This window comes from Nocardioides sp. cx-173 (assembly GCF_021117365.1).
Lineage (GTDB): Bacteria > Actinomycetota > Actinomycetes > Propionibacteriales > Nocardioidaceae > Nocardioides.
Genome location: NZ_CP088262.1, coordinates 1599979 through 1617188, shown reverse-complemented (window position 1 = coordinate 1617188; position 17210 = coordinate 1599979). Strand labels below are relative to the sequence as shown.

At 71.4% G+C, this 17210-nt stretch carries 22 protein-coding genes; 11 read left to right on the top strand and 11 right to left on the bottom strand.

Annotated elements, in window-relative coordinates; genetic code table 11:
- Nucleotides 1-92: 92 nt before the first annotated feature.
- Genes LQ940_RS07830 through ctaC form a run of 3 tightly spaced genes read right to left on the bottom strand, consistent with a single transcriptional unit; the run spans nt 93 to nt 3096 of the window.
- Entirely contained in the window at nt 93-509 is a 417-nt protein-coding gene (locus LQ940_RS07830) for a cytochrome c oxidase subunit 4 (protein WP_231242437.1), read from the bottom strand.
- Nucleotides 509-2266 carry an aa3-type cytochrome oxidase subunit I gene (gene ctaD / locus LQ940_RS07825; protein WP_374229515.1) on the bottom strand — a complete coding sequence of 586 codons (1758 nt, stop codon included), beginning with the start codon at nt 2264-2266 and terminating at the stop codon, nt 509-511. The genes LQ940_RS07830 and ctaD overlap by 1 nt, the downstream gene beginning before the upstream one ends.
- Nucleotides 2263-3096, bottom strand: coding sequence for an aa3-type cytochrome oxidase subunit II (gene ctaC, locus LQ940_RS07820; RefSeq protein ID WP_269217237.1), 834 nt, complete (start codon nt 3094-3096; stop codon nt 2263-2265). The genes ctaD and ctaC overlap by 4 nt, the downstream gene beginning before the upstream one ends.
- A 162-nt stretch (nt 3097-3258) precedes the next feature.
- Between ctaC and LQ940_RS07815 the strand changes: the two genes are divergently transcribed.
- Both LQ940_RS07815 and LQ940_RS07810 read left to right on the top strand, forming a co-directional pair.
- The gene (locus LQ940_RS07815; RefSeq protein ID WP_231242435.1) at nt 3259-4368 is read left to right on the top strand and encodes a cysteine desulfurase family protein; all 1110 of its coding nucleotides are present in this window, start codon (nt 3259-3261) and stop codon (nt 4366-4368) included.
- On the top strand, nt 4365-4598 hold the full coding sequence (locus LQ940_RS07810; protein WP_231242434.1) for a sulfurtransferase TusA family protein: 234 nt from the start codon (nt 4365-4367) through the stop codon (nt 4596-4598). Before LQ940_RS07815 ends, LQ940_RS07810 begins: the two co-directional genes overlap by 4 nt.
- Nucleotides 4599-4604: 6 nt before the next feature.
- Here the strand turns inward: LQ940_RS07810 and LQ940_RS07805 are convergent, their stop codons facing one another.
- Entirely contained in the window at nt 4605-5588 is a 984-nt protein-coding gene (locus tag LQ940_RS07805) for a carbohydrate kinase family protein (protein WP_231242433.1), read from the bottom strand.
- A gap of 63 nt (nt 5589-5651) precedes the next feature.
- On the opposite strand from LQ940_RS07805, the gene LQ940_RS07800 reads away from it, so the two are divergent.
- Nucleotides 5652-5882, top strand: a complete 231-nt coding sequence (locus tag LQ940_RS07800) for a hypothetical protein (protein WP_231242432.1) — start codon at nt 5652-5654, stop codon at nt 5880-5882.
- Between the two features lie 214 nt (nt 5883-6096).
- On the opposite strand, the gene erpA is transcribed toward LQ940_RS07800, so the two are convergent.
- Both erpA and LQ940_RS07790 read right to left on the bottom strand, forming a co-directional pair.
- On the bottom strand, nt 6097-6459 hold the full coding sequence (gene erpA, locus LQ940_RS07795; RefSeq protein WP_231242431.1) for an iron-sulfur cluster insertion protein ErpA: 363 nt from the start codon (nt 6457-6459) through the stop codon (nt 6097-6099).
- A 75-nt stretch (nt 6460-6534) separates the two neighbouring features.
- Nucleotides 6535-7620, bottom strand: a complete 1086-nt coding sequence (locus LQ940_RS07790) for a glycerate kinase family protein (protein WP_231242430.1) — start codon at nt 7618-7620, stop codon at nt 6535-6537.
- Nucleotides 7621-7654: 34 nt separating this feature from the next.
- On the opposite strand from LQ940_RS07790, the gene LQ940_RS07785 reads away from it, so the two are divergent.
- Both LQ940_RS07785 and nadA read left to right on the top strand, forming a co-directional pair.
- Nucleotides 7655-8533 (top strand): GNAT family N-acetyltransferase, encoded by an 879-nt coding sequence (locus LQ940_RS07785; RefSeq protein WP_231242429.1) that lies wholly within the window; start codon nt 7655-7657, stop codon nt 8531-8533.
- Nucleotides 8534-8565: 32 nt separating this feature from the next.
- Nucleotides 8566-9759 carry a quinolinate synthase NadA gene (gene nadA, locus LQ940_RS07780; protein WP_231242428.1) on the top strand — a complete coding sequence of 398 codons (1194 nt, stop codon included), beginning with the start codon at nt 8566-8568 and terminating at the stop codon, nt 9757-9759.
- Between the two features lie 49 nt (nt 9760-9808).
- Here the strand turns inward: nadA and pspAB are convergent, their stop codons facing one another.
- Genes pspAB through LQ940_RS07760 form a run of 4 tightly spaced genes read right to left on the bottom strand, consistent with a single transcriptional unit; the run spans nt 9809 to nt 12377 of the window.
- A complete protein-coding gene (pspAB, locus tag LQ940_RS07775) occupies nt 9809-10381 on the bottom strand; it encodes a PspA-associated protein PspAB (RefSeq protein ID WP_374229514.1) in 573 nt (190 codons plus the stop codon).
- Complete coding sequence (gene htpX, locus LQ940_RS07770; RefSeq protein ID WP_231242426.1) at nt 10381-11298, bottom strand: zinc metalloprotease HtpX; 918 nt, start codon at nt 11296-11298, stop codon at nt 10381-10383. The genes pspAB and htpX overlap by 1 nt, the downstream gene beginning before the upstream one ends.
- Nucleotides 11299-11331: 33 nt before the next feature.
- The gene (gene pspAA, locus LQ940_RS07765; RefSeq protein ID WP_308217424.1) at nt 11332-11619 is read right to left on the bottom strand and encodes a PspA-associated protein PspAA; all 288 of its coding nucleotides are present in this window, start codon (nt 11617-11619) and stop codon (nt 11332-11334) included.
- Complete coding sequence (locus LQ940_RS07760) at nt 11616-12377, bottom strand: PspA/IM30 family protein (protein ID WP_231242425.1); 762 nt, start codon at nt 12375-12377, stop codon at nt 11616-11618. The genes pspAA and LQ940_RS07760 overlap by 4 nt, the downstream gene beginning before the upstream one ends.
- A gap of 132 nt (nt 12378-12509) precedes the next feature.
- Between LQ940_RS07760 and LQ940_RS07755 the strand changes: the two genes are divergently transcribed.
- Both LQ940_RS07755 and LQ940_RS07750 read left to right on the top strand, forming a co-directional pair.
- The gene (locus LQ940_RS07755; RefSeq protein WP_231242424.1) at nt 12510-13100 is read left to right on the top strand and encodes a DUF3043 domain-containing protein; all 591 of its coding nucleotides are present in this window, start codon (nt 12510-12512) and stop codon (nt 13098-13100) included.
- On the top strand, nt 13097-13918 hold the full coding sequence (locus tag LQ940_RS07750) for a hypothetical protein (RefSeq protein ID WP_231242423.1): 822 nt from the start codon (nt 13097-13099) through the stop codon (nt 13916-13918). The genes LQ940_RS07755 and LQ940_RS07750 overlap by 4 nt, the downstream gene beginning before the upstream one ends.
- On the opposite strand, the gene LQ940_RS07745 is transcribed toward LQ940_RS07750, so the two are convergent.
- Nucleotides 13881-14888, bottom strand: coding sequence for an aldo/keto reductase family protein (locus tag LQ940_RS07745; RefSeq protein ID WP_231242422.1), 1008 nt, complete (start codon nt 14886-14888; stop codon nt 13881-13883). The two genes, LQ940_RS07750 and LQ940_RS07745, sit on opposite strands and share 38 nt — an antisense overlap.
- Nucleotides 14889-14939: 51 nt before the next feature.
- On the opposite strand from LQ940_RS07745, the gene LQ940_RS07740 reads away from it, so the two are divergent.
- Genes LQ940_RS07740 through LQ940_RS07725 form a run of 4 tightly spaced genes read left to right on the top strand, consistent with a single transcriptional unit; the run spans nt 14940 to nt 17206 of the window.
- The gene (locus LQ940_RS07740; protein WP_231242421.1) at nt 14940-15671 is read left to right on the top strand and encodes an AAA family ATPase; all 732 of its coding nucleotides are present in this window, start codon (nt 14940-14942) and stop codon (nt 15669-15671) included.
- Nucleotides 15672-15675: 4 nt separating this feature from the next.
- Entirely contained in the window at nt 15676-16221 is a 546-nt protein-coding gene (locus LQ940_RS07735; RefSeq protein ID WP_231242420.1) for a GNAT family N-acetyltransferase, read from the top strand.
- Complete coding sequence (locus LQ940_RS07730) at nt 16218-16910, top strand: AzlC family ABC transporter permease (protein WP_231242419.1); 693 nt, start codon at nt 16218-16220, stop codon at nt 16908-16910. The genes LQ940_RS07735 and LQ940_RS07730 overlap by 4 nt, the downstream gene beginning before the upstream one ends.
- Nucleotides 16907-17206, top strand: coding sequence for an AzlD domain-containing protein (locus LQ940_RS07725; protein ID WP_231242418.1), 300 nt, complete (start codon nt 16907-16909; stop codon nt 17204-17206). Before LQ940_RS07730 ends, LQ940_RS07725 begins: the two co-directional genes overlap by 4 nt.
- Nucleotides 17207-17210: the final 4 nt, after the last annotated feature.

Below are 17210 nucleotides of genomic sequence, written 5' to 3'. Positions count from 1 at the left end.
GGTGCCGGACATGGGTCGACCGGACGCGGCCAACTCATCCAGGGTAACCCGGGACCCCCCAGAAACCCGTGCTCCTCGCCCACGAGGGTGAGTCAGTGAGCGTGCTCGCCCCGGTAGTACTCGAACACCAGCCCGGTCAGCGCGATCGCCCCGAGCACCGCTCCGATGATCATCAGCCACCACGCGGTGGCGGCGATGGCGGCGACCATCACGCCGAGCGTGAGGGCGCACCACAGCGGCCACCAGCTGTAGGGCGGGAAGAACCCGAGCTCCCCGGCCCCGTCGGCGATCTCCGCGTCCTTGCGGTCCTCGGGGCGCGGGTCCATCTTCTTGGCGTGGAAGCCGAGGTACAGCGTGATCATCAGGGTCAGCAGCGCGGTCATGGTGAGCGCGGAGGTGCCCGTCCAGTCACCGCCCTTGTCGGAGCCCTCGGTCACGAACCAGTAGGCGGGCGTCACCAGCACCAGGAACACGGTGCAGATGGCGAACATCCAGGTCTCGGACTTCATCAGGCGTCGTCCCTCGGGGTGTCGTCGTCAGTGCGCTCCTCGATCAGCTCCTCGCGCCCCTCCATGTCGGGGGCGTCGGCGAAGCGACCGTCGCGAGCGGCGCGGTTCTCGTCGAGCTCGATCGCGGCGATCTCGGGGTGGTGCAGGTCGAAGGCCGGCGACTCCGAGCGGATGCGCGGGATGGAGACGAAGTTGTGCCGTGGCGGCGGGCTGCTCGTGGCCCACTCCAGCGAGCGGCCCCAGCCCCAGGGGTCGTCCACGCCCACCAGCGGCGAGCGCCGCGAGATGTAGACGTTGTAGAGGAACGGCAGCGTCGAGGCACCCAGCAGGAACGCGCCGACCGTGGAGACCTGGTTGAGCGTGGTGAACCCGTCACCGGGCAGGTAGTCGGCGTAGCGACGCGGCATGCCCTCCACGCCCAGCCAGTGCTGGACCAGGAACGTCATGTGGAAGCCCACGAACAGCAGCCAGAAGTGGATCTTGCCCAGCCGCTCGTCCAGCATCCGCCCGGTCATCTTGGGCCACCAGTAGTAGAAGCCCGCGAACATCGCGAACACCACCGTCCCGAACACCACGTAGTGGAAGTGCGCCACCACGAAGTAGGAGTCCGACACGTGGAAGTCCAGCGGCGGCGACGCCAGGATGATGCCGGTCAGGCCACCGAACAGGAAGGTGGTGAGGAAGCCGATCGACCAGAGCATGGGGGTGTCGAAAGAGACTGATCCGCCCCACATCGTGCCGATCCAGTTGAAGAACTTCACTCCTGTCGGCACCGCGATCAAGAAGGTCATCCCCGAGAAGAACGCGAGGTTGACCGAGCCGGTGACGAACATGTGGTGGGCCCACACCGCCACGGACAGGATGGCGATGGCGAGGGTGGCGCCGACCAGGCCGACGTAGCCGAAGAGCGGCTTGCGGCTGAAGACGGGCAGGATCTCGGTCACGATGCCGAAGAACGGCAGCGCGATGATGTAGACCTCCGGGTGCCCGAAGAACCAGAACAGGTGCTGCCACAAGATGGCGCCGCCGTGGGCGGTGTCGAAGACGTGGGCCCCCAGGATCCGGTCGGCCTCGAGCGAGAGCAGCGCGCCGGCGAGCACGGGGAACGCGATCAGGACCAGCAGGCTGGTGATCAGCGTGTTCCACACGAACAGCGGCATCCGGAACATCGTCATGCCGGGCGCGCGCATGCAGATGATCGTGGTGATGAAGTTGACCGCGCCGAGGATCGTGCCCAGGCCGGCCATCCACAGGCCCATGATCCACAGGTCGCCGCCGACGCCGGGTGAGCGCACGGAGTCCGAGAGCGGGGTGTAGGCGAACCAGCCGAAGTCGGCCGCCCCCTGCGGGGTCAGGAAGCCCGAGGCGGCGATGAGGCCGCCGAAGAGGAACAGCCAGTAGCTGAACATGTTCAGGCGCGGGAACGCCACGTCGGGCGAGCCGATCTGGATCGGCATGATCACGTTGGCGAAGCCGAAGAACAGCGGCGTGGCGAACAGCAGCAGCATGATCGTGCCGTGCATCGTGAACAGCTGGTTGTACAGCTCGTCGTTGACGATCTGCTGGTCCGGGAACGCGAGCTCGGAGCGGATCAGCATGGCCATGAGGCCGCCGATCATGAACCAGCCGAACGAGGTGATCAGGTACATCTTGCCGATCAGCTTGTGATCGGTCGTGGTCATGATCCGGACCAGCTGCTGGCCGAGCGGCTTGCGGCCGACGGTGACGTCGGCAGATCTCGCGGCGGTGGTGGTCACTCGGACCCCTCCTCGGAATCGTCGGGATCCAGGCCGACCTCGGGCTCGTCGTCGGTGTCGAGGCCCGCCTGGGTGTCGGCGTAGGCGCCGCCCAGGATGGGCTCGTCGTACACCTCGCCGGCGTCCTCGAGCTCCTGGAGGTAGGCGTCGTAGTCGTCGCGGGACACGACCTTGACCGTGAACAGCATGCGGGAGTGGTAGACGCCGCAGAGCTCGTAGCACTTGCCGGCGTACTCGCCGATGCGCTTCGGCGTGACCTGGTAGGAGTTCATCTGGCCGGGCACGACGTCCATCTTCATCAGGAAGCCGGGCACCCCGAAGTCGTGGATCACGTCGGGGGTGACCAGGTTGAAGCGGGTGGTCTCGTTGACCGGCAGGTAGAGGACCGGGATGACGTTGCCCTCGCCCCCCTCGACGACGTACTCCTCGCCGTAGGGGTGGTTGAAGGTCCAGGTCCACTGCTGCCCCACGACGGTGATCGTGTTGTCGGGCGGCGTGTCCTCGAGCACCTCGTTCTGGACCCGCACGGTGTGCGAGAAGAACACGATCACCATGATGACCGGGAAGATCGTGTAGAAGATCTCCAGCGGCAGGTTGTAGCGGGTCTGGATCGGGATCTCGTCGTCGCTGCGGCGGCGGAAGTGCAGCGCCGAGTAGAAGATCAGGCCCCAGACGACGACGCCGGTGATGAGCGCGGCGATCCAGGCGCCCTGCCACAGGGACAGGATGGACTCGCCCTCGACGGTGGCGGGATCCGGCATCGCGAGACGCTCCCACTCACCAGAGTCGGAGCCACACCCGGAGAGGGCGAACAGGCCGAGGCCAAGCACGGCGAGGAGCGGTATCCGGCGGCGAAGAACGCCAGATCCTGCCCTACGCTCGGGGAGTTGCAGACCCACGAACGAGCCTTCCTCTCAGACGGTCACATCAAGGAAGAACACTATCCGAATCGCCCCTCCGGTCACCGACCGGGTCGCCGGTAGCCTCCTGCTGTGACCGCCTATCTCGACTCGGGCTCGGCCGAGCCCCTCCACCCGGCGGCCCGCGACACGTTCCTGGCGGCGCTGGACCAGGGGTACGCCGACCCGCGGCGCCTGCACCGGCCGGGTCGCAATGCGCGGCTGCTGCTCGACAACGCGCGCGCGGTGGTGGCCGAGAGCCTGGGGGTCCGCCCGGACGAGGTGACCTTCACGGCCTCGGGGACTGAGGCCGTGCACCGCGGGCTGCTCGGCCTGCACCGAGCACGGTCGCGGGTGTCGGACGGCATCGTGCACAGCGCGGTCGAGCACTCCGCGGTGCTCCATGCGGCCGCGTGGGCGTCCGGGGAGACCCTCGCCGCCCCCGTGGACCACGAGGGGCGGGTCCTGGCCGACGAGCTCATCGCCGCCGCGAGCGGCGCCGCCGTCGTGGCCGTGCAGTCGGCAAACCACGAGGTCGGCACGACGCAGCCGGTGGCCGAGGTGGCGGCGCGCCTCGAGGGGGTGCCGCTGTTCATGGACGCCTGCGCTAGCGCCGGGCGCCTGGACCTGCCCACGGGATGGGCGGCAGCCGCGGCGTCGGCGCACAAGTGGGGCGGTCCGGCCGGTGTCGGGGTGCTCCTGGTCCGCAAGGGCGTGCGCTGGACCAGTCCGTTCCCCCGCGACGAGCGCGTGGACGAGCGGGCGAGCGGGTTCGAGAACGTGCCCGCCGCCCTGGCTGCGGCTGCGGCGCTCCAGGCCGTCGTCGCGGAGCGCGAGGAGACCGCGGCCCGCCAGACGGCACTGGTCGACCGGGTCCGTGCGGCCGTGGCCGCGATCCCCGACACCGACGTCGTCGGCGACCCGGTGGGCCGGCTCCCCCACCTGGTGACGTTCTCGTTCCTCTACGTCGACGGGGAGGCGCTGGTGCACGCTCTGGACCGCCGCGGCTTCGCCGTGGCCAGCGGCTCCGCCTGCACCGCGTCGACCCTGGAGCCCAGCCACGTCCTGGCAGCGATGGGGGCGCTCACCCATGGCAACGTGCGGCTCTCGCTCGGCCGGGACGCCTCCGCCGACGAGGTGGAGCGCCTGCTCGCGGTGCTGCCCGACGCGGTGGCCGAAATCAGGGCGGACGTGCGCCCGTGACGCCGGCGCTCGAGCTGGACTGTCGCGACCTACCCTGCCCACGGCCGATCATCGAGCTGGCCCGCCACCTCGCCGACGTGGGGGTGGGCGAGCTGCTCGCGGTCGTCGCCCATGACCCCGCCGCACGCTACGACGTACCGGCGTGGTGCCGGATGCGCGATCAGGAGTACGTCGGGCAGGACACCGCCGACGACGGCGCGCCCCGGTTCCTGGTGCGCCGCCGGTCCTGACCGCCCTCAGAGGTGGGCGGCGACGTCCTTCGCGGCCTCGGAGCCGTAGGAGCCCTCGACGCGGTCGACGAACTGCTGGTGCGTGAACGTGTACTCCTGGGTGCCCACGGTCTCCACGACGTACGCCGCCAGCACGCAGCCGACCTGGGCGGCGCGCTCCAGCGGCAGCTCCCAGCTGAGGCCGGCGAGGAAGCCGGCCCGGAACGCGTCGCCGACGCCGGTCGGCTCCACGGCCACGACCCCCTTGGCCGCCGCGATCTCGATGGCGTCCTCGCCCTCGCGGGTGATCCGCACGCCCTGGGCGCCGAGCGTGGTCACCTGGGTGCCGACGCGGGAGAGCACCTCCTCGGCGGACCAGCCGGTCTTCTGCTCGATCATGTGCGACTCGTACTCGTTGGAGAACAGGATCGCGGCGCCGTCGATCAGGTCGCGGATCAGCTCGCCGTCGGAGAAGGCCAGCTGCTGGGAGCAGTCGGAGATGAACGGGTAGGCGCGCTGACGGCACTCGTGGGTGTGGCGGCGCATGGCGTCGGGGTCGTCGGCGCCGATCAGCACGTACGCCGGCTCGCCGACGCGCTGCACGATCGGCTGCAGCTCGATCTGGCGGGCCTCGCTCATCGCACCGGGGTAGAACGACGCGAACTGCGCCATCGTCTGGTCGGTGGTGCAGACGAAGCGGGCGGTGTGCTTGGTCGTCGAGATGTGCACCGAGTGGCAGTCGACGTTGTGGCGCTCGAGCCAGGAGCGGTAGTCGCCGAAGTCCTCGCCGGCCGCGCCGACCAGCACCGGGCGCAGACCGAGGCGTCCCAGACCGAAGCACATGTTGGGCGCGACGCCGCCGCGGCGGATCTCGAGGTCCTCGACGAGGAACGAGACCGAGATGTTGTGGAGCTGCTCCACGACCAGCGAGTCCTCGAACTTCCCGGCGAACGTCATCAGGTGGTCGGAGGCGATGGAGCCTGCGATGAGCAGCGAACCGGAGGTCGACATGACACCGAACACTACCCACGGGTACCGCTGGGACTACGCGGGAGTAGCCAATAGCGTCGACGCATGACGCCTTACGAGGAGCTCACCAGCCCGCAGGAGATGCGCGCCGACTGCGAGGCCGCCGGTCGCCGACTGCGGCTGGAGTCGCATCTGGCCCGCGCCGCCGCGGCGGCCGCCCGCCCGGCGCCCAGCATCCACTTCGCGGACTTCCCACGCGAGCTCCCCAAGCGGGAGATCCGGATCTCCGACGCGGCCACCCGCATCGCCAACGCCTTGCACCTGCACCTCGACTGAGGGGCCCACGACCTCGACAGGCCGACCCCTCCTCTCCCTAGGCCTGTTGAGACCGAACAGCCCCCCGCCGGTCACGGCGGGGGGCTGTTGCTTGGTGCTCGTTGCTTCAGGCTGCTTCGCGGCTCACGGGGTCTCGACACGCTCCGTCGCGGCTTCGTGCCTCAGCCGCGGTCGCTGCTCGACCACCATCATCGCATCCGCTGCGCGGTGGTGATCAGTGGAAGGAGTCTCCGCACGCGCACGAGCCCGTGGCGTTGGGGTTGTCGATCGTGAAGCCCTGCTTCTCGATGCTGTCGACGAAGTCGATCATCGCGCCGTTGAGGTAGGGGACGCTCATCCGGTCGACGACGACGCTGACGCCGTCGAAGTCGGTGACGACGTCGCCGTCCAGGCTGCGCTCGTCGAAGAACAGCTGGTAGCGCAGGCCGCTGCAGCCGCCGGGCTGCACCGAGATGCGCAGCTGGAGGTCGTCACGACCCTCCTGCGCGAGGAGGCTCTGCACCTTGGCGGCCGCCACCGGGCTCAGGTTGATCTGGTCCGTGCGACGCTCAGTGGTGGTATCGACCTGCTCGGTCATGTGTGACTCCCAGTCCGTGTGCGGGTTTCTTACCTCTGCCAATCCTCGCACACGGCGGGTTATTCCCCGCACCCCTCATCGGGACCAGGTGCGGGCGACGCGCTCCGCGAGGGCCTCCAGGGAGCCGGCCGGGTCGGCGAAGGCGCGCTCCTCCCCCACCAGGTCGACCAGGGAGTGGGCCGACTCGACGCCGAGGGCGCGCATCTCGCGGGAGCCGACGAGCACCTGCCCGGCCAGCGCGACGCACGGCCGCAGGGCCTCCTGTGCGACCGCCGCGACGCCGTAGGGCACCTTGCCGGAGCGGCTGGAGAAGTCGAAGGCCCCCTCCCCGGTCAGGACCAGGTCGGCTCTGCGCGCCCGCTCGGCCAGGCCCACCGCCGCCGTGACCAGCTCGATGCCCGGCTCGCGCACTCCACCGAGACACAGCAGCGCGAAGCCGAGGCCACCGGCGGCGCCGGCCCCCTTCTCCAGCGCCGTACGACGGTCGGCCGCGGCCGCGAACCGCTCCAGCCACCCGTCCACGGTCACCAGCCGGTCCTCGACGATGCCCTTCTGCGGCCCGAAGGTCTTGGTCGCCCCGAACAGCCCGGCCAGCGGGATGTCGACGTCGGTCGCGACGACCAGGCGCAGGCCAGCGACCCGGGCGCGGGCCGGTGCCAGGTCGACGGTGCCCAGGTCGCCGAACGCGGCCGGTCCGGCGTCGAGGACGCCGTCCGCGGTGGCGCCCAGCGCGGACAGGAGCCCGGCGCCGCCGTCGTTGGTGCCGCTGCCGCCGAGCCCGACCACGACGGTGCTCGCCCCGGTCGCGGCCGCGGCCAGCACCAGCTCACCGACCCCGGTCGTGGTGGCGCGCTCGGCGTCCCGGCCGGCCACCAGCGGCAGGCCGCAGGCCTGGGCGCTCTCGACGTAGGCGGTGTCGCCGACCACGAGCACCGTCGCCGGCGTCGGCGCCCCGAACGGCCCGCTCACGGTCACCGCCAGGAGCTCCCCGCCCAGCGTCTCGTGCAGGACGTCGACGAACCCGGGCCCCCCGTCCGACATCGGGGCCAGGTCGAGCTCATCGCCGGGCGCCCGCCGCGCCCAGCCGGCCGCGATGGCGCGGGCCGCCTCGACCGCCGTGAGCGTGCCGGCGAACTTGTCGGGCGCCACCAGGACTCGCATGGGCCCCATCCTGGCCGACACCTAGGCTGGCGCCGTGACCGAGGTGACGATCCGGCCGATGCGACCCGACGACGTGCCCGTAGCGGAGCGGCTGAGCGCGCAGTGCTTCGTGGAGTTCGACCGCCGGACCCGTCGCCTCTGCGACCCCGAGCCGCAGCCGCGATCCGGCGTACGCCGGGCCGACTGGCTGACCCGCACCCACCATCTCCTCGAGACCGACCCGGGCGGCTGCTGGGTGGCCGACGACGACACCGGGATGATCGGGATGGCGACCTCCTTCGTGCGCGACAAGACCTGGTGTCTCGCGACGTACGCCGTCCGGCCGGATCTGCAGTCGCGCGGCATCGGCAAGCAGCTGCTCGACGCGGCGCTGCACCACGGCCGCGGCTGCCTGCGCGGCATGCTGTCGGCCTCGAGCGACCCCCGGGCGGTCCGCCGCTACCGCCTGGCCGGCTTCTCGCTGCACCCCCAGATGCACCTCACCGGCACGGTCGACCGCTCCGCGATCCCGGTCATCGAGAAGGTGCGCGACGGCTCGGCGGCCGACACCGACCTCATGAACTCCATCGACCGGCAGGTCCGCGGCGCGGCGCACGGGCCGAACCACGAGCTGATGCAGCGGCTGTGGCGTCCGATCGTGTCGGACTCCACGACCGGCTCGGGCTACGCCTACCTCGCCGAGGGCCGGGTGGAGCTGCTCGCGGCCACCACCCGCGCCGCGGCCACGCGGCTGCTGTGGGCGGCGATCGCCGACGGCGGCGCCGAGCACACCGTTGCCCACCTCACCGACGCCAACGAGTGGGCGATCGACGTCGGCCTCGCCGCCCGGCTCGAGCTGCGCACGGAGGGCTACCTCGCGCTGCGGGGAATGAGCCCGCCCTCGCCCTACGTTCACCACGGTGCCCTGCTCTGAGACCCCGGCCACACCGAACTAGGATCGCTGCCATGACGACCGTCGACCTGCCCCTCCTGCCGCTCGGCCGAGGCGTGGACCTCTCCTCCGAGCGCGGCGTCGAGTGCCCCGGCGACCTGCCCGAGGCCTCGGACCCCGCCCTGGTCGAGCGGGCCCGCGCCGCCAAGGAGGCTCTCGGCGACCGGGTGTTCGTGCTCGGGCACCACTACCAGCGCGACGAGGTCATCCAGTTCGCGGACGTCACCGGGGACTCGTTCAAGCTGGCCCGCGACGCCGCGGGCCGCCCGGAGGCGGAGTACATCGTCTTCTGCGGCGTGCACTTCATGGCCGAGTCCGCCGACATCCTCACCGGGCCGCACCAGCGGGTCGTGCTGCCCGACCTCTCCGCGGGGTGCTCCATGGCCGACATGGCGGTGCTCTCCCAGGTGGAGGACGCGTGGGACGCGCTCGCCGTGGCCGGCGTCCAGGACGCCGTCGTCCCGGTGACCTACATGAACTCCAGCGCCGACATCAAGGCGTTCTGCGGCCGCAACGGCGGCATCGTGTGCACCTCCTCCAACGCCGAGACGGCGCTGGAGTGGGCCTTCGACCAGAAGCAGGACCTGGCCGCCGACGGGCGCCGGGGCAAGGTGCTGTTCTTCCCCGACCAGCACCTGGGCCGCAACACCGCGGTGCTCAAGATGGGCCTCACGCTGGAGGACTGCGTGGTGTGGGACCCCCAGCAGCCCAACGGCGGCCTGACCACCCAGCAGCTCGTCGACGCGACGATGATCCTGTGGAAGGGCCACTGCTCCGTGCACGGCCGCTTCAGCCCGGAGGTCATCGACACCCTGCGCGCGACGGTCCCCGACATCCAGGTCCTGGTGCACCCCGAGTGCACCCACGAGGTCGTGCTCAAGGCCGACCTGGTCGGCTCGACCGAGTTCATCATCAAGACCATCGAGGCCGCGCCGGCGGGCACCAGCTGGGCGATCGGCACCGAGCTCAACCTGGTCAAGCGGCTGGCGCAGGACCACCCCGACAAGAACATCGTCTTCCTCGAGAAGAACGTCTGCTACTGCTCGACGATGAACCGGATCGACCTGCCGCACCTGGTGTGGGCGCTGGAGTCGCTGGTCAACGGGATCGTGGTCAACCAGATCGACGTGGACGACGACACCGAGCGCGACGCCCTGGTCGCCCTGCAGCGGATGCTCGACCTGCCGGGCCGCTCCCACAAGGACTAGCGGGCGCGTTCACCCGGCGGGCCTACCCGGCTCCCCGCCGGGGATCCGGTCACAGGCCGGGGGCGCCCCAGAGCGCGAGCCAGCGGGAGAGGTCCTGCTCCATCGGGATCTCGTCGCGCAGCGTGTCGCGCACCTGGATCTCCAGCAGGTTGTCGCGCTGCTGCGGCCCCGTGGGGGCGAACGCGTAGAAGGACGACTGCTTGTAGAGGTAGACCAGCCCCACGCGGCGGCCGGCGGAGTCGGCGAACGGCACCAGCGAGCACAGCAACGACGGTCCGAAGCCCTCCGCCTCCAGGGTGGTGTTGACGGCGTGCAGGTCGGTGCAGAGCCCGCCCATGTCGTCCGGCTGCCGGTGGACGCTCAGCCAGGTGAAGCCGAAGTCGTCGTGGCTCACCGCCACCTCCGGCGCGTCGACGGCGCCGGTGATGAGCTCCACCACGTCGCTCTGGGTCTCGGCGAAGCCGGCGCCGTCCGCGGCTCGGTAGCAGACCGAGCCGACTCCGGTGGGGGTCAGCCCGATCGCGGTCTGGAGCGTGACCGCCGCACTCGGGATCAGGAACAGGGCATCGAGGTCGGCCTGCTTGGGACGGGAGCGGCCCATGACCGCCTGCCAGAAGCCCATCAGGCGGTGGGCCGGCCGAGCTCGGCCTGGATCTTGGCGAGCTGCTCGAGGCGCTGCTCGAGCGAGGGGTGGGTGGAGGTGAGCGTGCGCAGCGAGACGCCGGCGACCGCCGGTGCGATGCACAGGGCGCTGGCCGCGCTCACCTGACGCAGGTCCTTCTGCGGGATCTGGTTCATCTCGCCGGTGATCTTCTGCAGCGCCGAGGCCAGGGCCGCGGGCTTCATCGTGAGGTAGGCGCCGGCCCGGTCTGCGGACAGCTCGCGGTAGCGAGAGAGCAGCCGCAGCAGCACGAAGCTCACGGCGTAGACGACCAGGCTGACCAGGAGCACGATCAGCCACACGGGCAGGCCGTTGTTGTTGTCGCGACGCCCGCCCAGCAGCCCCAGGCCGCCGTACTGGGCGCCCTGGGTGAGCATGCCGGCGGCGATGCCGGCCGACGAGGCCACGGTCATGACCAGGACGTCGCGGTGCGCGACGTGGGAGAGCTCGTGGGCCAGGACGCCTTCCAGCTCCTCGGCCGTGAGGACGCCCATGATGCCGGTCGTGACGCACACGACCGAGCGGTTGGGCGAGCGGCCCGTCGCGAAGGCGTTGGGGACCGAGGTGTGCGCGATGCCGACACGGGGCTTGGGCATGTCGGCCAGGGCGCACAGGCGGTCGATCATGCCGTGCAGCTCGGGAGCCTCCTCGGGGCTGACCTCCCGCGCCCGCATGGCGCGCATGGCGATCTTGTCGGAGGACGACCACTGGTAGACCGCGATGCCGATGCCGGCGATCCCGATGAGGATGCCCAGACCACCGCCGGCGGCGTAGGCCAGGCCCACCACGAGGGCGACGAAGAGCGCCCCGAGCAGGAACATCACCAGGGTCATGCGGGCGGTGAGCCCCGAGTCACCAATGAACCGTGTACGAGCCATGGCCCCATTCTCCCGGTGCCTCCAAGCGGGGCCTCAGCCGGGGATCAGCCCGTCGTCGGCGAGCAGCTCGCGGACCTGATCGATGGTCGCGTCGGCCGGCGGGAGGATCAGGTCGGACTCGTCCAGAGAGTCGAGCGGGTGGGCCACCCCCTGGCCGCGTACGCCGTCGAGCAGCGCGGTGAGGGCCTCGCGGAAGGTCGCCTCGTCGCCGGTCTCGACGGCGGCCTCGAGCGTCGCGTCCAGCTGGTTCAGGGTGTCCAGGGCGCTGTCGGGCACGTCGTACTGGCCCTCCCCCAGGATGCGCACGATCAGCGAGCTCATCGCGGCTGCTCCCCCTCCGGCTGCTCGGACCCGGCCTCGATCGCGTCAGGGGCCGACCCGGAGGACAGGCCCTTCATCCGCGCCAGCTCGGCCTCCACGTCGGCCTGCGAGCTCATCGACTCCAGCTCGCGGCTGATGTCGTCGCCGGCGTTGAGCGAGGAGGCGTCGTCGAGCGCGCCGGAGGCGATCAGCTCGTCGATGGCGCCGGCGCGGGCCTGCAGCTGCGCCGTCTTGTCCTCGGCGCGCTGGATCGCCATCCCCACGTCGCCCATCTCCTCGCCGATGCCGGACATGGCCTCGCCGATCCGGCTCTGCGCCTCGGCGGCGGTGTAGGTCGCCTTGATCGTCTCCTTGCGGGTGCGGAACGACTCGACCTTCGCCTGGAGGCGCTGCTGGGCCAGCGTCAGCTTCTCCTCCTCGCCCTGGAGGTTGGCGTGCTGCGCCTTGAGGTCGTTGATCTGGCCGACCAGGCCGGACTTGCGGGTCAGCGCCTCGCGGGCGAGGTCCTCGCGGTCCATCGACAGCGCCTTCTCGGCCTGGTCCTGCAGCTTGGCCGACTGCTGCTCGAGCTGGGCCACCTGCAGCTCGACGCGCTTGCGGCTCGTCGCCACGTCGGCCACGCCGCGGCGTACCTTGGAGAGCAGGTCGAGCTGGCGCTGGTAGCTGTAGTCCAGCGTCTGGCGGGGGTCCTCGGCCCGGTCGAGGGCCTGGTTGGCCTTCGACCGGAAGATCAGGCTGACGCGCTTCATGAGGCTCATGCGGGGGTCCCTCTCAGGTGGAGCGGAGTGCAACGACGTGGACTTCACCCTACGGCGCCGACGGTGACGTCCGCGACCACGCAGGTACTCTGAGGGGGTATCGCTCCCGCCCATCCTGCTGAAGGCCTTTCGTTGTTCCGTCGTAGCAAGCCAGAGACCACCACCACCGCCGACGCCGCCGCCACCGCCAGGGAGGGCGGCAAGGGCCGACCGACCCCCACGCGCCGCGAGGCCGAGGCCGCGGCCAAGGCCCGGGCCAAGGTGCCGCGCACCCGCAAGGAGATCGCGCAGCAGCAGCGCCAGGCCAAGATCGAGTCGAGCCAGAAGGTCCGCTCCGCCATGAAGACCGGCGACGAGCGCTACCTGATGCCGCGCGACAAGGGGCCGGTGCGACGCTTCATCCGCGACTACGTCGACTCCCGCTTCTCGATCGTCGAGCTGATGATCCCGCTGCTGATCGTCACCATGGTGCTCGGCTACTCCGGCAACCCCGACCTGCGCAGCATGGGCAACACGCTGCTGCTCGGCACGCTGCTGCTGGTCGGCGTCGACCTGCTCCTGCTCCGGCGCCGGGTGCGCAAGGAGATCGCGCGCCGCTTCCCCGGTGAGCCGCTGAAGGGCACCACGTACTACACGATCACGCGCGCGATGCAGATGAGGTTCATGCGGATGCCCAAGACGCAGGTCAAGATCGGCCAGGAGCTCCCCGAGCACTACCGGTGAGCGACCAGGTCGCCGGGCTCCTCGCGGGCCTGGTGGCCGCCGCGCTGTTCGGTGTCGCGGCGGTGGTCCAGGCCTCCGCCGTACGCCGGATCGGGGGGCGGCCCACCCATCTGGTGGGCTTCGTGCTGCGCTCGGTGCGCGACCCGCTCACCATGCTCGTGGTCGCTGCCTACCTCGGCGGCTTCGTGCTGCACGCGGTCGCGATCTGGCTGTTGCCGCTCTACCTGGCGCAGGCGCTGATCTCGCTGTCGCTGCCGGTGACCGCGCTGGCGTCGCGCCGGGTCAGCGAGAACCTGTCCCGCGGCGACTGGGTGGGCGTCGGCGCCGTCACGGCCGGGCTCGCCCTGCTGTCGCTGGGCTCCGGGGAGCCCGGCGAGGTCGTGACGACCTGGGCCTTCGCGCTGCCGGTCGCGCTCGGCGTCGTGCTGCTGCTCGCGGCCGCGATGGTCGGCCGGGAGTGGTCCGGCCCCGTGCTGGGCGCGCTCGCCGGCCTCGGGTACGCCGGATCGGCCATCGCGGTGCGCGGGGTCGGCCTGCCGCTCGAGGCGCCGGTCGTGCTGGCCGCGCTCGCCGTACCGGCCTTCGGGCTGGTGTCGTTCTGGCTCTACTCGCTCGGAATGCACTCCAACGCGGTCACCGGGACCACCGCCCCGATGATCGTCGGGCAGACGCTGCTGCCGGCGGCCATCGGGGTGGCGCTCCTCGGTGACGGCGTGCGCGACGGCTGGGCCGTCGGCGTGGCGGTCGGGCTGGTGCTGGCGACCGCCGGCGCCGCGGCGGTCAGCCGAAGTCCCGCCTCGGCGGCGACTGCGTCTTAGCGGGGTCGCGCTCGGCGACGTCTCCGACGGCCTCGTCGATGGCGCTCATCGTCGACTCGTCGAGGCTCACGCCTGCGGCCTTGACGTTCTCGGTCACCTGCTCGGGGCGGCTGGCGCCGATGATCGCGCTGGAGACGTTGGGGTTCTGCAGCACCCAGGCCACGGCCAGCTGCGCCATGCTCAGCCCGGCCTCGTCGGCGACGGGCCGCAGCCGCTGCACGCGCTCCAGGACGTCGTCCTTGAGCCAGCGCGAGATCATGTTCGACCCGCCCTTGTCGTCGGTGGCCCGCGACCCCGCCGGCGGCTGCTTGCCCGGCTGGTACTTGCCGGTCAGCGCGCCCTGCGCGATAGGCGACCACACCACCTGGCCGAGCCCGAGCTCCTCGCAGGTCGGCACGACCTCGGCCTCGATGACGCGCCACAACATGTTGTACTGCGGCTGGTTGGACACCAGCGGGACGTGCAGCTCGCGGGCCAGCGCGTGCGCGGCCCGGATCTCCTCCGCGCGCCACTCCGAGACCCCGATGTAGAGCGCCTTGCCGGAGCGCACGACGTCGGCGAAGGCCTCCATCGTCTCCTCGAGCGGCGTCTCGTGGTCGTAGCGGTGGGCCTGGTACAGGTCGACGTAGTCGGTGCCGAGGCGCTGCAGCGAGCCGTTGATGGACTCCAGGATGTGCTTGCGCGACAGCCCGTGGTCGTTGTGCGCGCCTGGACCGGTGGGCCAGTAGACCTTGGTGAAGATCTCCAGCCCTTCGCGGCGCTCGCCGGCCAGCGCCTTGCCCAGCACGGTCTCCGCCGCGGTGTTGGCGTAGACGTCGGCGGTGTCGAAGGTGGTGATGCCCTCGTCGAGGGCCTGCCGGACGCACGCCAGCGCGGCGTCCTCCTCCACCTGCGACCCGTGGGTCAGCCAGTTGCCGTACGAGATGGCCGAGATCTTCAGGCCGCTTGCTCCGAGGTTACGAATCTCCATGCCACCGACACTAGGACGCCGCTCCCAGCCGGGCGCGCCTACCCTGGGCGCGTGGACTTCGACCAGCCCCCCGTGCGCCGCGTCGAGGTGGACCCCGGCCACGACCTGGAGCCCCGGTCCTGGCCGATGACGCTGCCGGTCGTCCGGCAGCTCGCCCGCGAGGGGCTCGAGCTCGCCCGCGGGGTGACGTTCCTGGTCGGTGAGAACGGCTCGGGCAAGTCGACCGTCGTCGAGGCCGTCGCCGCGGCGTACGGCCTCTCGCCCGAGGGCGGCTCGACCCACAGCCGGCACTCCACCCGTGAGTCCGAGTCGCCGCTGCACCGCGCCCTCGCCGTACGCCGCGGGATCGGGGCGAGCCGGTGGGGCTTCTTCCTGCGCGCCGAGACGATGCACGGCTGGTACACCTACATCGAGGACCTCGGCGGCGACGTGCCGTTCCACGAGCTCAGCCACGGCGAGTCGTTCCTGGCGGTCCTCGAGAGCCGCTTCGGCTCCGCCGGCTTCTACTGCCTCGACGAGCCCGAGGCCGCGCTGTCGTTCTCGTCCACGCTCGCGCTGGTCGCGGTCCTCCAGCGGGTCACGGCCGCCGGCGGGCAGGTCCTGTGCGCCACCCACTCCCCCGTCCTTGCCGCGATGCCGGGCGCGCGGATCCTGGAGGTCGGCGAGTGGGGCTTTCGCGAGACGGCATGGGAGGACCTGCAGGTCGTCGACCACTGGCGCCGCTTCCTGGAGCGCCCCGACGCCTACCTGCGCCACCTCGTCGACGACGAGATGCCAAGATGATCGCGTGAGCAGCCCCATCGCCGACGTGTCCGTGCGCATCGCCTGGGCCGACGACGCCGCGGCCATCGCGGAGCTCCAGGTGCGCACCTGGCGCGAGCAGTACGCCGACGTCCTGCCGGCCGAGGCGCTCCCCCACGACCCGGGGGCCGCCGCAGCCGCCTGGCAGGAGGCGCTGCGCAAGCCGCAGGACGCCCGCAACCGGGTGCTGGTGGCGCTGGAGCGCAACCGGGTGTGCGGCTTCGCGATCGTCGGCCCGGCCTCGGACCCCGACTGCGACCCGGTCTCCGACGGCGAGATGCAGGAGCTCACCGTCGCGCCCGAGGAGCGCGGCAAGGGGCACGGCTCGCGGCTGCTCCAGGCCGCCGTCGACACGATGCTGGCCGACCGGTTCACCCATGCGATGGTCTGGACACTGGCGACGGACGACGCGACCCGGGTCTTCCTCAGCGAGGCGGGATGGGCGCCGGACGGCGCGCACCGCACGCTGGACCTGGACGGCACCGGCAGCACGCAGGTCAAGCAGGTCCGCCTGCACACCGCCTTCTCGTGACCCCGCCGTCGGCAGACCCCGAGGACCGCCGGCGCATCGTCCGCGACAGCCTCGGCGTCGGCCTGGCCACCGGCACCTACGGCGTGAGCTTCGGCGCCGTCTCGGTCGCCTCCGGGCTGGACGTGCTGCAGACCTGCGCCCTGTCGCTGCTGATGTTCACCGGCGCCTCGCAGTTCGCCCTCGTCGGGGTGCTGGCCTCCGGGGGCGCGCCGTTCTCCGGCGCGCTGACGGCGTTGCTCCTCGGCACCCGCAACACGCTCTACGGCCTGCGGCTGGCAGGGCTCCTGGGCTGGACCGGGCCCCGTCGTCTCGGCGCCGCCCACCTGGTGATCGACGAGTCGACGGCGATGTCGGTAACCCGCAGGACCAGGGAGGGGGCCCGGACCGGCTTCCTGACCACGGGCGTGTCGATCTTCGTCCTGTGGAACCTCTTCACGCTGCTCGGCGCCGTCGCCGGCACGGCCATCGGCGACCCGCGCACGTACGGCCTGGACGCCGCCGTCGGGGCGGCGTTCCTCGCGCTGCTCTGGCCGCGGCTGCAGGAGCGCCGCAACCTCGCGGTCGCGCTGCTGGCCGCCGTCGTGGCCCTCGGCGCGGTGCCGGTGACGGCGGCCGGCGTACCCGTGCTGGTCGCCGGAGGCGTCGCCCTACTGGCCGGCCTGCTGCTCCGTTCGAGGAGCACGCCATGACCTGGACGGCGATCCTCGTGGCGGCGGTCGGCTGCTACCTGCTCAAGCTGGCGGGGCTCTCGGTCCCGCCGCGGGTCCTCGAGCGACCGCTGGTCGCCCGCATCGCCGACCTGATCCCGGTCGCCCTGCTGTCGGGACTGGTCGCGGTGCAGGTCTTCACCGGCGGTCACGACCTGGTGCTGGACGCGCGCGCCGCGGCGCTGGCCGCGGCGATGGTGCTGCTCCTGCTGAGGGCACCGTTCCTCGTCGTGGTGTTCGGTGCCGCCCTCATCGCGGCGCTGCTGCGGCTGCTCTGAGGGC

Coding starts and splice junctions, on each gene's coding strand:
- LQ940_RS07830 (WP_231242437.1), bottom strand. CDS start 509: ATGAAGTCCGAGACCTGGATGTTCGCCATCTGCACCGTGTTCCTGGTG.
- LQ940_RS07805 (WP_231242433.1), bottom strand. CDS start 5,588: ATGTCGACCTCCGGTTCGCTGCTCATCGCAGGCTCCATCGCCTCCGAC.
- LQ940_RS07800 (WP_231242432.1), top strand. CDS start 5,652: ATGACGCCTTACGAGGAGCTCACCAGCCCGCAGGAGATGCGCGCCGAC.
- erpA (WP_231242431.1), bottom strand. CDS start 6,459: ATGACCGAGCAGGTCGATACCACCACTGAGCGTCGCACGGACCAGATC.
- LQ940_RS07790 (WP_231242430.1), bottom strand. CDS start 7,620: ATGCGAGTCCTGGTGGCGCCCGACAAGTTCGCCGGCACGCTCACGGCG.
- nadA (WP_231242428.1), top strand. CDS start 8,566: ATGACGACCGTCGACCTGCCCCTCCTGCCGCTCGGCCGAGGCGTGGAC.
- pspAB (WP_374229514.1), bottom strand. CDS start 10,381: ATGGGCTTCTGGCAGGCGGTCATGGGCCGCTCCCGTCCCAAGCAGGCC.
- htpX (WP_231242426.1), bottom strand. CDS start 11,298: ATGGCTCGTACACGGTTCATTGGTGACTCGGGGCTCACCGCCCGCATG.
- pspAA (WP_308217424.1), bottom strand. CDS start 11,619: ATGAGCTCGCTGATCGTGCGCATCCTGGGGGAGGGCCAGTACGACGTG.
- LQ940_RS07760 (WP_231242425.1), bottom strand. CDS start 12,377: ATGAGCCTCATGAAGCGCGTCAGCCTGATCTTCCGGTCGAAGGCCAAC.
- LQ940_RS07745 (WP_231242422.1), bottom strand. CDS start 14,888: ATGGAGATTCGTAACCTCGGAGCAAGCGGCCTGAAGATCTCGGCCATC.
- LQ940_RS07725 (WP_231242418.1), top strand. CDS start 16,907: ATGACCTGGACGGCGATCCTCGTGGCGGCGGTCGGCTGCTACCTGCTC.